This window comes from Bacillus sp. ISL-57 (assembly GCF_018613135.1).
Lineage (GTDB): Bacteria > Bacillota > Bacilli > Bacillales > DSM-1321 > Peribacillus > Peribacillus frigoritolerans.
In genome coordinates this window covers 1-13,431 of the sequence record NZ_JAGGQV010000025.1, presented here as the reverse complement: position 1 = coordinate 13,431, position 13,431 = coordinate 1, and the positions used below count along the sequence as shown (strand labels likewise).

Below are 13,431 nucleotides of genomic sequence, written 5' to 3'. Positions count from 1 at the left end.
TGCTGAAAGCATCTAAGCATGAAGCCCCCCTCAAGATGAGATTTCCCATGGCGCAAGCTAGTAAGATCCCTGAAAGATGATCAGGTTGATAGGTCAGAGGTGGAAGCATGGTGACATGTGGAGCTGACTGATACTAATAGATCGAGGACTTAACCAACGCTTTTTAAAAAATGAAATACCTTCTTATTATCTAGTTTTGAAGGAACAACGTTCCTTTTATGTTTGGTGGCGATAGCGAAGAGGTCACACCCGTTCCCATTCCGAACACGGCAGTTAAGCTCTTCAGCGCCGATGGTAGTTGGGGGTTTCCCCCTGTGAGAGTAGGACGCCGCCAAGCCATTTGAAAAGATCAGCCATCCGGCTGGTCTTTTTTGTCGTTTCAGGACAGATCAATTCACATAGGGTGTTGGAAGTATCAGTTGTGGAACCTTTCCGACTTAATCCATTCAAATATTAAAAATGGCACCTTAGCTTGGCTTATTTTAAGGAATTGCACAATGCAAGGGTAATCGTCATTAGGCATGGTTTTCATCAGCTCTGCCCACCATTCTGTTTCATACCGAGCTATTATGCTAAGGTTATAAGAAATCAAATAATGGATCAAAAGTTCAGGTAATGAAAAAGCGGATGAATCTTTATTTAGAGATAGCATAAATTGTCCTTCCGCCAAATTATACCGTATTGGAGAAGTGGCATTATGTATAGGAACACCCTCTGTTTTTAAATGCAGTGTTCCAGGAGCTTCCGAAATACTGTAAATTTGATTTGTTTTAGCTTTCAAAAATTCTTCCAATCGACTGCTGGACATTTGATAGCTATCCAATATGGTTGAAGGCAATTGAAAACCATTGGAACAGGGTAGCAGGGCGACGAAATTTTTCTTGGAAATGGACCATGTAAAGTTTTGCATATCCGGGATTTCTTTCATAAGTGTACCCATGGAAAATTTTTCACCTTCCAGATGCTTGATATGAAATAATTTCTCGGCGATGCAGGTAAAAAGTCCATTTTTTTGCGTTTTCACTTCATCCTTCAGAAATTCATATTGTTGCTTTTTCTTTTTCCTTGTAGTTACCCCATGGGCAAGCATCGAAGTTGATTCCGGATAGTTTGGATCAATCGTGAGCAGACAAGCCTTTAATAATTGGGCGAATCCGTAAAATGTAAGGATTGGTTGAATGGAAAGTGGTGCAATGGCTGCCTGATTATAATAAGTTTTAGCATGTTCAAGATGGTAAATAAATGGATAACAATTATCATAACTTTTGATTTCCGCTTCTGCTATTTTTTCTTGTGTGTAACATTTTTGTAAAAAAAGTTGAGAGGAAGATGCGGAAAAAAAAGGTGTATATTTATCGAAATTATCATTGTTTTCAGGCATTGCAGCTGTCCTCCAAATTAATAGAATAATCAAACATTTATTTCTCTTCTTGACAGTAGTATGTCCTATTGATAACCTACAAATAATATTTTTAAGCAGGAGGGGAAAATAATGTGGGAAAATAAATTTGCAAAAGAAGGTTTAACTTTTGATGATGTCCTATTAATTCCAGCGAAATCAGAGGTTTTGCCGAAAGATGTCAACCTTCAAGTCAACTTAGCTGAAAACTTAAAGCTCAACCTTCCTATCATCAGTGCAGGAATGGATACCGTGACAGAAGCAGAGATGGCGATTGCCATGGCTCGTCAAGGCGGATTGGGTATCATTCATAAAAATATGTCCATTGAAGCACAAGCTGAACTGGTGGATAAAGTAAAGCGTTCAGAAAGCGGTGTAATTACCGATCCATTTTTCTTGACGCCAGATCACCAGGTATTCGATGCAGAGCATTTAATGGGTAAATATCGCATTTCGGGTGTTCCTGTAGTCAACAATATTGAAGATCAAAAACTTGTGGGTATCATTACAAACCGTGATTTGCGATTTATTTCCGATTTTTCCTTGAAGATTTCCAGTGTCATGACTGTTGAGAATCTCGTCACAGCGCCAGTAGGAACTAACTTGGAGCAAGCAGAGAAAATTCTTCAAAAGTACAAAATCGAAAAGCTTCCCCTTGTAGACGATAATGGAGTTCTTAAAGGACTTATTACGATCAAGGATATCGAGAAAGTCATTGAGTTCCCGAATTCGGCGAAAGATAAGCAAGGTAGATTGCTTGCAGGTGCTGCAGTCGGAGTCACTAAGGATACAATGAAGCGTGTTGAAATGCTAGTTAAGTCCCATGTCGATGCAATTGTACTTGATACTGCTCACGGTCATTCAGAAGGCGTCCTTGAAATGGTGAAGGAAATCCGCGCGACATATCCTGAATTGACGATCATTGCAGGTAATGTGGCAACAGCTGAAGGGACGAAAGCATTGATTGAAGCGGGGGCCGATGTAGTGAAAGTGGGAATCGGACCAGGATCAATCTGTACGACAAGGGTTGTAGCCGGTGTAGGTGTTCCACAAATCACGGCAGTCTTCGATTGTGCAACAGAAGCAAGAAAGCATGGTAAAACGATTATCGCTGATGGCGGAATTAAATATTCAGGTGATATCGTTAAAGCCCTGGCTGCAGGCGGACATGCAGTAATGCTTGGCAGTATGCTTGCAGGTGTAACTGAAAGCCCTGGCGAAACGGAAATTTTCCAAGGTCGCCGTTTTAAAGTGTATCGGGGTATGGGATCCGTTGCTGCAATGGAAAAAGGATCTAAAGATCGTTACTTCCAGGAAGATAACAAGAAATTCGTTCCGGAAGGCATCGAAGGGCGCCTTCCATACAAAGGACCTCTATCAGATACCATTTTCCAACTGATTGGCGGCATTCGTTCAGGTATGGGATATTGCGGTACAGCCACATTGGAAGAGTTGAGAGAAAACTCTCAATTTGTCAAAATGACCGGTGCCGGATTAAGGGAGAGCCATCCTCATGATGTCCAAATCACTAAAGAAGCACCGAACTACTCCATGTAATGAATTTAACATATAATCGTCATTAAAATTTATTTAAAATAGACAGAGTCTGCGATTACTCTGTCTATTTTTTTTATTTTTTCTGTGATAAACTAGACAAGGTGTCAAGGGATTTACATAAAGTTTCTTCTTTGTTATAGAGATTAGCTTAAAAGTTGGAGGTATTGGAAATTGAAAAAAATCAGCAAGATGACCCTCATTTTCACTTTTGTTTTTGTTCTTGTTATGTCGCAATTTGCCTATCAACCGGGGGAAGCTGTTGCTGAATCTGATAATTTAGGTTTAAAAGCAGAGGCAGCCATCATAATCGATGGTGAAACGGGACAAATCGTGTATGAAAAAAATGCCGATAAAGTATTAGGAATTGCATCCATGTCTAAAATGATGACCGAGTACATCATAATGGAGTCAATTGAAAATGGGAAAATCAGTTGGGATCAAAAAGTAAAAATAAATAAATATGTACATGACCTTTCAAAAGCACCCAATTTGTCGAATGTTGGGTTAACGGAAGGTGAAGATTATACAGTTAAGGAACTATATCAAGCTATGGCCGTCTATTCAGGAAATGCGGCAACAGTAGCTTTAGCACAGCTAGTTTCCGGAAGTGAAAAGAGCTTCGTTAAGTTAATGAACGAAAAAGCAAAGGAATTAGGCTTGAAAAATCATAAATTCGTTAACGCCAGCGGGTTGAATAACTCTGATTTGTTAGGGCAATATCCTTCAGGTGATGAAGATGATGAAAATATCATGACAGCAAAAGATACTGCACTTCTTGCTTATCGTTTAATAAATGATTATCCGGAAGTTTTAAAAATCGCCAGCATTCCTAAATTGAAGTTCCGTGATGGAAAAGAATATCCGAACTTCAACTGGATGCTTCCTGGCCTGATTTTTGAATATAAAGGCGTAGACGGACTAAAGACGGGATCTACCGACTTTGCCGGTTATGGCCATACAGGGACGGTTATCCGGGACGGTCAGCGTTATATCACGGTGGTCATGAAGTCCACTAATAAAAACCAACGTTTTGCAGATAGCACTAAGCTTATGAACTATGCTTATGCAACATTTAAAAAGGAAAAAGTCCTTCCAGCCAACTACCAGGTGAAAGGGAAAGAAACACTTCCAGTAGTGAAAGGCAAGGAAAAAGACGTTAAGATTCAATCTGAAAAAGCAATCGAGCTACTTGTTGAAAATGGTGGGAAAGACAACTATAAAACAGATTTAGTGATCGATAAAAACAAATTGAATGATGATGGTAAGCTGACTGCACCAATCAAAAAAGGTGAAAAGCTAGGCTACATCACAGTCACTCCTAAAAAAGGAGAAGATTACGGGTACATCAACGGCGATCCAGTAAAGGTTAACGTCGTAGCTGCCGAATCCGTTGAAAAGGCAAACTGGTTCGTATTATCAATGCGGGCGGTTGGCGGATTCTTTGGAGACGTTTGGAGCAGTGTAGCTTCCACTGTTAAAGGCTGGTTTTAAGTTTACTGTATAAAACGGTTGCGTAATGTATAAAATTATAGTACATTATGGAAAACAATTTGATTATATAAGAAAGCAATGACAGGAAATAGTAACAAGTATTTCTTTCTACAGAGAGCCGATGGCTGGTGGAAATCGGTGTGAGAGTTTTGTGAATCCCTCCTGGAGCAGAGTATGGAAAGCCTTTTGGGTCAGTAAATACTTTCGGTTAAAAGCCGTTATCGTGATAAGTGGTAGGCGTTTTTCATAGGCCTTCAACTAGGGTGGCAACGCGGGTTAACTCTCGTCCCTTCTTCAGGGGACGGGAGTTTTTTGCGTTCTTTGATAAATCATCAAAAACATTAAGGAGGAATTGAAATGTTGGATTTGAAATATGTAAGAAATAATTTTGAAGAAGTGAAGCGTGTATTGCAATTCAGGGGGGAAGATTTAACCGATTTAGGAAAATTCGAGGAACTGGATGTAAAGCGCCGGACCTTGATTGCTGAAACGGAAAAGTTGAAAAGCCAAAGAAATGAAGTTTCACAGCAAGTGGCCATATTGAAACGGGAGAAAAAAGATGCAGATCAGTTGATTGCGGAAATGCGTGAAGTCGGTGACCGTATAAAAGGTTTCGATGATGAGCTTCGTGAAGTGGAAGCACAATTAGAAACATTACTTCTTTCCATTCCTAATATACCGCATGAAAGCGTGCCTGTTGGTGAGACGGAAGACGATAATGTCGAAATCCGTAAATGGGGGGAGTTACCTGAATTCAAGTTTGAACCGAAACCACACTGGGATGTGGCTGGAGATCTAGGCATCCTGGATTTTGAACGGGCAGCAAAAGTGACCGGAAGCCGATTTGTATTTTATCGGGGTCTTGGTGCTCGATTGGAGCGTGCACTAATTAGCTTTATGTTAGACCTTCATGTTGAGGAACACGGATATGAAGAAATGCTGCCACCATATATGGTGAACCGTGCAAGCATGACCGGGACAGGTCAATTGCCTAAATTCGAAGAGGATGCTTTCCGTATTGAAAGTGATGATTACTTCTTGATTCCTACAGCTGAAGTGCCGGTGACAAACTTCCATCGTGATGAAATCATGAGCACGGACGACCTGCCGATTAGCTATGCGGCATACAGCGCTTCATTCCGTTCAGAGGCAGGATCTGCGGGTCGTGATACGCGAGGGTTAATTCGTCAGCACCAGTTCAATAAAGTTGAACTAGTGAAGTTCGTGAAGCCGGAAGATTCATATGCAGAGTTGGAAAACCTCACAGGTCATGCCGAAAAGGTCCTCCAATTGCTGGGTCTTCCATACCGAGTGCTAAGCATGTGTACAGGAGATCTTGGTTTCACAGCTGCTAAAAAGTATGATATCGAGGTTTGGATCCCGAGCTATGGAACGTACCGTGAAATTTCTTCTTGCAGTAACTTTGAAGCATTCCAGGCTAGACGGGCCAATATTCGCTTCAGACGTGATGCAAAAGGCAAACCGGAACACGTCCATACCCTAAATGGATCAGGTTTGGCAATCGGCCGTACAGTCGCTGCACTTTTGGAGAATTACCAGCAGGAAGATGGCAGTGTTATCATTCCTGAAGTATTACGTCCATATATGCGCGGTGCGGAAGTCATTAAACCGTAAGTCAAAGGGAATCAGCTTCTGGTTAAAGAGGCTGATTCCCCTTTTTATCAAAGTTTGAAAATTATTTTAAAAAAACTTTATAGAGGGCTTGACTTTGATTTTGATTCCATGTAATATAATAAATGTTGATACGGAGGTATACCCAAGTCCGGCTGAAGGGATCGGTCTTGAAAACCGACAGGGGAGTCAAATCCCGCGGGGGTTCGAATCCCTCTACCTCCTCCATAACTTATTAATAACCACAGCGCATAAATTGGATATCGATGAATTCCGTTACAGTTATGTAACGGAATTTTTGTTTTCTAATATATTAAAAAACCACCGGATAACCGGTGGTTTTTCTGTTTACACATTTCGCAACAACTTGGTTTGCTCCATATATTCGGCAATCCGTTTTATAAGAGGTTCGATATTTGCTTCATCCTGCATAAGATCATATTCGTTTATATTTAATCGAAGGACAGGGCAGGCGTTGAATTGATCAATCCATTCTTCGTAACGGCCGTGCATTTCCTGCCAATATTCAATTGGGGTATGCTGTTCCATTGGACGGCCGCGCTCTTGGATCCGGTTGAGGATATCATCGAGCGAACCTTCGAGATAGATAAGTAAATCAGGGTGCGGGAAGTATGGCGTCATTACCATGGCATTGAAAAGGCTTGTATACGTTTCGTAGTCCACGTCATTCATCGTGCCTTTTTCATAATGCATTTTTGCAAATATCCCGGTGTCTTCATAAATGGAACGGTCTTGGATAAAACCGCCGCCATATTCGAAGATTTTTTTTTGCTCTTTAAAACGTTCAGCGAGGAAATAGATTTGCAGGTGGAAACTCCAACGATTAAAATCATCGTAAAACTTATCCAGGTAGGGGTTCGTATCAACCTTCTCAAACGATGTCCTGAATTGAAGGGCATCGGCTAACGCATTGGTCATGGTCGATTTTCCTACGCCAACCGTCCCTGCTATCGTAATGACGGCGTTGTTTGGAATATTATATTTCTTTCGTAAGTTCATTTGACTTTACTCCTTTGTGCAGGGCATTCTCTATTTGGCTGATTATCGTTTTCAAATCATCCTTGTTCCCGACAAAATCCAGCTCATCCCCGTTGAATGTAAGAACAGGGATGTCAGGGTGCTGTTTCTCGAATGTTTCCATGAATGTTCGATAATCCGCGGATAATTGCTCTAAATAAATGGAGGATATATTTTCTTCGATTTCACGACCTCTTTTACCGATTCGGGAGAGAAGAGTATCAAGGCTTGCGTTTAAATAAATCACCATGTTAGGTTCAGGCATATCCCGTGTTAAAATATTGAATATCTCAATGTATTTATTGTATTGTTCGTTCTTTAACGTTCTTTCGGCAAATATCAAGTTCTTGAATATATGATAATCAGCCACTACGGCTTGGTCATTAGTAAGATACTTTTTTTCGATATCTTCCAATTGTTTATAACGGTTACACAGAAAAAACATTTCTGTTTGAAAGCTCCACTCATCAATATCTTTATAGAATTTCCCGAGAAATGGATTTTCATCGACAATTTCCCTTAATAATGAAATTTGAAAATGATCTGCGATAGCTTTTGCGAGTGATGTTTTTCCTACGCCGATTGGACCTTCGACAGTGATAAATGGGGTGGATTTCATCCAATCTGTCCTCCTTCATGAGGTACCAAGCTAAAATTCCCGGTCATAGGATTTTCGCCAAGAGATATTGTATCACAGACTTGGGACTTTAGTGACATTTTTGTCAGGTTGATAAAGAAAGAGGATGAAAGAGTGGGGAGGTATGTATATTAATGCCTTGTTCGATTGAATGCTTACAGGTTCTCACCTTGTTTTATGGATGCCTTGAGAACATGGTTCATCATTTTTAATGCGTAATGATTATCTTCCTTTGATGCAGAAGCTATGCAATCTTTCGGAATCCATAATTTATATTCCCGCATATAGGCATCATTGGCCGTGAATAGCACGCAGATGTTGCCAGCTATGCCAGTAATGATCAGGGTATCCACGTTTAATTGTTTAAGCAGTGTATTGAGTGCCGTCCCATAAAATGCTGAATGCTTCGGCTTGATGAGAAAAAATTCGTCCTGTTGAGGTTTTATTCTTTCGATTAATGAGGCATTACCTTCATTTTTACATTTATGAATGATTTTATCGAAGTCAGCCTGCCATAAATCATAATGATCATTGATATAAATGATTGGAAAACCTTTTTCTTTCATTTGCTTCTTTAATTTCAAGATCGGATCGACGATAAGTTTCGTATGTGCAAGGAGCATATTCCCGTATTTGAAGTCAAAGTCATTGATCATATCAATGATAAGCAATGCAAAGGAAGGCGATTCAGGTCGATTCATGGTATATCCTCCTGTATTGTGAGAATTTACTTGCAGCACATATGCCGCATGCGTTACTATTCATTAGAACAAGTAGTAATGACCTTTATTTTGTCTTATATTTGTCTGTTTACTCCTATTTAATATGAGGGGGTTTTTTTTTGAAGGATGATGTTCATTACATGAATTTAGCCTTAGAGGAAGCAAAAAAGGCGCGGCAATTGAATGAAGTGCCGATTGGCGCTTTAATCGTAATAGATGATCAAGTTATTTCGACGGGGCATAACTTGAGGGAAACGGAACAGAATGCGACGGCACACGCGGAGCTCCTTGCAATCAATGAGGCTTGCCGTGCCACTGGCAGTTGGCGTCTTGAAGATGCGACATTATATGTAACGCTGGAACCTTGCCCGATGTGTGCCGGTGCCATCTTGCAATCAAGGGTGAAAAGGGTTGTTTTTGGAGCGCATGATCCAAAGGCTGGCTGTGCAGGCACATTCATGGATTTACTTCGAGATGAACGCTTTAACCATCAATGTGATGTAACCAGCGGTGTATTGGGGGAAGAGTGCGGCTGGATTTTGACTTCTTTTTTTAAGGAGCTAAGGGATAGAAAGAAAATGTTGAAAAGAGAGCAGGCACTCAAGATTGCCGAAGAAAATAAATAAGTGAAAAACGAATGTTGAAGATGAGTCTTTGCTTCATATGATAAAATTGGAATTGAACTGTCCAAGAACAACACTTGCGTTTTTTTTGTTACCTTAGTATAATGAATTATGCGTCGTAATGACGCTGTGAAATTGGTATTACTTTTGCCGTGCTAGACGGGGAGGTAGCGGTGCCCTGTACTCGCAATCCGCTCTAGCGAGGTTGAATCCCTTCTCGAGGTTAGCATTCTGTAGGGCCTGCCTTAAGTAAGTGGTGTTGACGCCCGGGTCCTGCGCAATGGGACTCCATGAACCATGTCAGGTCCGGAAGGAAGCAGCATTAAGTGGAAGTTCTCATGTGCCGCAGGGTTGCCTGGGCCGAGCTAACTGCTTAAGTAACGCTTATGGTTGCTAATCGACAGAAGGTGCACGGCAGTTATTTTACATAAACAAAAAACTCATTCGTATCGGGTGGGTTTTTTTTTATGCCAAGAAGGTAAAGTGCTTGGTATTTTTGAAAAAAATGAGTCGATGATGAAATTTCATTTTAGACTTTGATATTAAGGAAATCAGTAATGTATAATAAACAAGATGGAGAAAAGAAGGAGGGATTTCCGTGGGGTATCAAGCATTATACCGGGTATGGCGGCCGCAACAATTCATTGATGTAGTCGGGCAGGAACATGTGACGAAAACGTTGCAGAATGCTTTGGTCGGGCAAAAGGTTTCACATGCATATTTATTTTCCGGTCCACGTGGAACAGGGAAAACAAGTGCTGCCAAAATTCTAGCAAAAGCAGTGAATTGTGAGCATGCCCCTACAAGTGAACCCTGTAACGAATGTGCTACCTGCCGCGGAATCACCGATGGCTCCATATCAGATGTTATAGAAATTGATGCAGCATCCAATAATGGTGTCGAGGAAATCCGTGACATTCGTGATAAGGTCAAATATGCACCTAACGCGGTTACATATAAAGTTTATATAATTGATGAGGTACATATGCTTTCACAAGGGGCGTTCAATGCGCTTTTAAAGACATTGGAAGAACCTCCGAAGCACGTGATTTTCATATTGGCCACAACTGAGCCTCATAAGATTCCACTAACGATCATTTCCCGTTGCCAAAGGTTTGATTTTAAACGGATCCAGCCTCAAGATATAGTTGGTCGGATGTCACAAATCATTGCAGAAACAGGCGTTTCTTGTGATGAACAAGCTCTGCATATCATTGCGAGGGCAGCCGAAGGCGGGATGCGGGATGCACTAAGCCTTCTTGATCAAGCGATATCCTTCAGTTCGGAGACGGTTTCAGTGGAAGATGCATTGACTGTCACCGGATCTGTTTCGCAAGCGTTTTTAAGCCGGCTGGCAAAAGCTATATATGATAAAGAAGTAGCGGTGGCACTTGAAGTCCTTGAAGAGTTGCTGGCCATGGGAAAAGACCCGGCCAGGTTCATAGAAGACATGATTTATTATTTCCGTGACATGCTTTTGTTTCAAACGGCACCAGCACTGGCAGAATCCTTCGAGCGTGTTTTGATAGATCCCCAATTCAAGGAATTGGCAGAAGTGATTCCTTCTGAATCGATTTACTCCATAATTGAAAGCTTCAATCAAACACAGCAGGATATGAAATGGACAAACCATCCAAGGATTTTCCTTGAGGTGGCACTTGTGAAGTTATGTAATGAGCAAAGGCCAAATCAAATTGATAGCGGGCAGCTTCAACAGCTGCAGCAGAAAATAGAAGATTTAGAGAAGAAATTACTCGAAATGCAGAAAAACGGCATTCCGGCAGCCATGGCAGAAAAACCTGCAGAGCAGGCTAAGGTGCAAAGGGCCGTTAAAAAGTCATATAAAGCACCTGCAGGAAAGATCAATCAAGTTTTGAAACAAGCTACAAAGCCAGATCTTAATGCTGTGAAAAGTAAGTGGGGGGAAGTGCTTGAACAGTTAGGTCTGCAAAACCAAAAGTCATTGGCAGCTTTATTGACGGAGGCAGAACCTGTTGCTGCGTCAACTGAAGCTTTTGTGGTAAAATTCAAATATGATATTCATTGTCAAATGGCAATGGAAAATAACCGTTTCGTGGAAGTGATAGCCTCGATCATGCAGCAATTGACCGGACACCGAATGGAGATAGCTGGAGTTCCGGAAAGCCAGTGGCAAAGGTTGCGGGAGGACTTCATCTCAACACAGCAGTTCGACGGTCCAGAAGAAACGGAATCAAAAGAAGAAGACCCCTTTATAGCAGAGGCTAGAAAATTAGTCGGCGATGATTTACTTGAAATTAAAGAATAATTGGAGGTAAGGAAAATGGGTATGCGCGGCGGTAATATGCAGAACATGATGAAACAAATGCAAAAGATGCAAAAGAAGATGGCAGAGGCACAAGAAGAATTAGGTGAAAAAAGGATTGAAGGAACTGCCGGCGGCGGAATGGTAACGGTCATCGTGACTGGACATAAAGAAATAGTCGATGTAGTCATCAAACCGGAAGTTGTCGATCCGGACGATATCGATATGCTTCAGGATTTAGTGTTGGCTGCCACTAACGATGCTTTGAAAAAGGCGGAAGAACTGACAAACCAAACGATGGGACAATTCACTAAGGGAATGAACCTTCCGGGTATGTTTTAAGCAAGTTCAAAAGAAACTTCCTTTCAGGGGGTTTCTTTTGAAATTTTTAGGAGGAATTCGATGCATTATCCAGAACCAATTTCCAAGCTCATTGACAGTTTTATGAAATTGCCGGGGATTGGTCCTAAAACGGCTGCTCGATTAGCCTTTCATGTATTAAGCATGAAGGAAGATACTGTTTTGGATTTTGCAAAAGCGCTTGTTAATGCTAAGCGGAATCTTATGTATTGCTCAGTCTGTGGTCATATTACGGATCAAGATCCCTGCTATATTTGCGAAGATCAAAAGAGGGACAGAAGTTTGATCTGTGTGGTTCAGGACCCGAAAGATGTTATAGCTATGGAAAAGATGAGAGAGTTCAATGGTTTATACCATGTACTGCATGGCAGTATTTCCCCGATGGACGGAATCGGTCCGGAAGATATAAATATTCCTGATTTATTAAAGCGCCTGCAAGATGAAACAGTGCTGGAGGTAATTTTGGCTACTAATCCTAACATTGAAGGTGAAGCGACAGCCATGTATATTTCCCGGTTGCTTAGACCATCAGGCATCAAAGTGACCCGAATTGCCCACGGACTTCCTGTTGGCGGAGATTTGGAGTATGCGGATGAAGTGACGCTATCAAAAGCAATTGAAGGAAGAAGAGAAATATAAGATAGCTGGGAGGACTTCACTTGTTCTTTCGTAAAAAAAAGAAACTTCGGAATGAATTCAATGATTCATTAATCGAAGAGCTTGAACAATTGAAATGGAATTGGCATAATCAAAAATCATTACTTGAAAAAAGCGTTGATCCATCTGATGAAGTAATCGCCCAAACGAGACTGGCGGAAGTGAAATATTTCTACTTATTCAGGGAAGTTAAAAGAAGGAATGTTCGCTTAAAAAGATGATAAGGAAATGGCTGTGAAGGATTGTTTGTTCCTCATGGCCATTTTTTCGGTTCTTAATCCAGCGTTTCTTTCATATAAGTTTAGTACAAGCTTGCGGGGAGGAATGAGTTTGGAACCAGTTGTCTTTGTTGCAATAGTTGGCGGCTTGATTTTAATGCTCCTCATTATCGGGGCGCCATTAAGACCTGTCCGGTTCATAGGGCAGGGGATTATAAAGGTCATTATCGGTGCAGCATTTTTGTTCTTTTTGAATACACTTGGGAATCAGGCGGGCATTCATGTCCCCATCAACCCTGTTACCTCGGCAGTCGCCGGCCTGCTTGGAATACCGGGAGTTGCCGCATTGGCGGCCATTGGTTATTGGATCATTTAAAGGATAGTGCGTCGAAGTCATCTTATGAAAACCTCATGGATATCTCCTTGGGGTTTTTATCATGCTATAGTTTTTTTAAAAAAAACTAATTTAACCATTGACGATTACTGATCAACCTGATAATATATTAGGAGTCGCCAATAACGACATCATACATTGCTTAACCGAAAAACAACATGAAAAAAGTTGTTGACATCAGGTTTTGTAAATGATAAGATAATAAAGTCGCTTACGAAGTAACGACGAAAAATCGCTCTTTGAAAACTGAACAAAACAAAGCGCCAACGTTAAATTTTAAGTGAGCACACACTATCAAAAAAGCAAATGAGCAAGTCAAACATTTCTTCGGAGAGTTTGATCCTGGCTCAGGACGAACGCTGGCGGCGTGCCTAATACATGCAAGTCGAGCGAATCGGTGGGAGCTTGCTCCCTGAGAT

The 13,431-nt window shown here is 41.1% G+C and carries 13 protein-coding genes, 1 tRNA gene, 3 rRNA genes, 1 other RNA gene and 1 other annotated feature; of the genes, 14 read left to right on the top strand and 4 right to left on the bottom strand.

What is annotated here, in order from left to right; translation table 11 throughout:
- Together J7I90_RS24280 and rrf are read left to right on the top strand one after the other, a co-directional pair.
- Positions 1-157, top strand: a 23S ribosomal RNA gene (locus tag J7I90_RS24280); the annotation flags it as partial.
- 64 nt (positions 158-221) lie between these two features.
- Positions 222-337: ribosomal RNA gene (gene rrf / locus J7I90_RS24275) — 5S ribosomal RNA — on the top strand.
- Positions 338-415: 78 nt separating this feature from the next.
- Here rrf and J7I90_RS24270 read toward each other — a convergent pair.
- Positions 416-1,381: a YaaC family protein gene (locus tag J7I90_RS24270; RefSeq protein ID WP_214774161.1), complete on the bottom strand. Its 966-nt coding sequence runs from the start codon at positions 1,379-1,381 to the stop codon at positions 416-418.
- 111 nt (positions 1,382-1,492) lie between these two features.
- On the opposite strand from J7I90_RS24270, the gene guaB reads away from it, so the two are divergent.
- The 4 genes from guaB to J7I90_RS24250 all read left to right on the top strand — a co-directional run bounded on the left by guaB (position 1,493) and on the right by J7I90_RS24250 (position 6,307).
- Complete coding sequence (gene guaB / locus J7I90_RS24265) at positions 1,493-2,956, top strand: IMP dehydrogenase (RefSeq protein WP_048688703.1); 1,464 nt, start codon at positions 1,493-1,495, stop codon at positions 2,954-2,956.
- A 171-nt stretch (positions 2,957-3,127) separates the two neighbouring features.
- A complete protein-coding gene (locus J7I90_RS24260; protein ID WP_251025456.1) occupies positions 3,128-4,447 on the top strand; it encodes a D-alanyl-D-alanine carboxypeptidase family protein in 1,320 nt (439 codons plus the stop codon).
- Between the two features lie 69 nt (positions 4,448-4,516).
- Positions 4,517-4,741: a binding site (T-box leader), on the top strand.
- Positions 4,742-4,804: 63 nt separating this feature from the next.
- On the top strand, positions 4,805-6,082 hold the full coding sequence (gene serS, locus J7I90_RS24255) for a serine--tRNA ligase (protein WP_034316273.1): 1,278 nt from the start codon (positions 4,805-4,807) through the stop codon (positions 6,080-6,082).
- A 132-nt stretch (positions 6,083-6,214) separates the two neighbouring features.
- Positions 6,215-6,307 (top strand) — tRNA-Ser (locus J7I90_RS24250).
- A gap of 120 nt (positions 6,308-6,427) precedes the next feature.
- On the opposite strand, the gene J7I90_RS24245 is transcribed toward J7I90_RS24250, so the two are convergent.
- From J7I90_RS24245 to J7I90_RS24235, 3 genes are all read right to left on the bottom strand, one after another.
- Complete coding sequence (locus J7I90_RS24245) at positions 6,428-7,099, bottom strand: deoxynucleoside kinase (RefSeq protein WP_214774159.1); 672 nt, start codon at positions 7,097-7,099, stop codon at positions 6,428-6,430.
- A complete protein-coding gene (locus J7I90_RS24240; RefSeq protein ID WP_214774157.1) occupies positions 7,077-7,736 on the bottom strand; it encodes a deoxynucleoside kinase in 660 nt (219 codons plus the stop codon). Before J7I90_RS24240 ends, J7I90_RS24245 begins: the two co-directional genes overlap by 23 nt.
- Positions 7,737-7,909: 173 nt before the next feature.
- A complete protein-coding gene (locus J7I90_RS24235; protein ID WP_214774155.1) occupies positions 7,910-8,455 on the bottom strand; it encodes a cysteine hydrolase family protein in 546 nt (181 codons plus the stop codon).
- Between the two features lie 140 nt (positions 8,456-8,595).
- Between J7I90_RS24235 and tadA the strand changes: the two genes are divergently transcribed.
- From tadA to J7I90_RS24195, 8 genes are all read left to right on the top strand, one after another.
- Positions 8,596-9,102: a tRNA adenosine(34) deaminase TadA gene (gene tadA, locus J7I90_RS24230; protein WP_285289466.1), complete on the top strand. Its 507-nt coding sequence runs from the start codon at positions 8,596-8,598 to the stop codon at positions 9,100-9,102.
- Positions 9,103-9,249: 147 nt separating this feature from the next.
- Positions 9,250-9,514, top strand: an RNA gene (ffs, locus tag J7I90_RS24225) — signal recognition particle sRNA large type.
- A gap of 183 nt (positions 9,515-9,697) precedes the next feature.
- The gene (gene dnaX, locus J7I90_RS24220) at positions 9,698-11,386 is read left to right on the top strand and encodes a DNA polymerase III subunit gamma/tau (RefSeq protein ID WP_214774153.1); all 1,689 of its coding nucleotides are present in this window, start codon (positions 9,698-9,700) and stop codon (positions 11,384-11,386) included.
- Positions 11,387-11,407: 21 nt separating this feature from the next.
- Positions 11,408-11,725: a YbaB/EbfC family nucleoid-associated protein gene (locus J7I90_RS24215; protein ID WP_214774163.1), complete on the top strand. Its 318-nt coding sequence runs from the start codon at positions 11,408-11,410 to the stop codon at positions 11,723-11,725.
- A gap of 60 nt (positions 11,726-11,785) precedes the next feature.
- A complete protein-coding gene (gene recR, locus J7I90_RS24210; RefSeq protein ID WP_034316264.1) occupies positions 11,786-12,382 on the top strand; it encodes a recombination mediator RecR in 597 nt (198 codons plus the stop codon).
- Positions 12,383-12,402: 20 nt separating this feature from the next.
- Positions 12,403-12,621, top strand: coding sequence for a YaaL family protein (locus J7I90_RS24205; RefSeq protein WP_214774151.1), 219 nt, complete (start codon positions 12,403-12,405; stop codon positions 12,619-12,621).
- A gap of 103 nt (positions 12,622-12,724) precedes the next feature.
- Positions 12,725-12,994, top strand: coding sequence for a pro-sigmaK processing inhibitor BofA family protein (locus J7I90_RS24200; protein ID WP_370019689.1), 270 nt, complete (start codon positions 12,725-12,727; stop codon positions 12,992-12,994).
- 342 nt (positions 12,995-13,336) lie between these two features.
- A 16S ribosomal RNA gene (locus J7I90_RS24195) occupies positions 13,337-13,431 on the top strand; the annotation flags it as partial.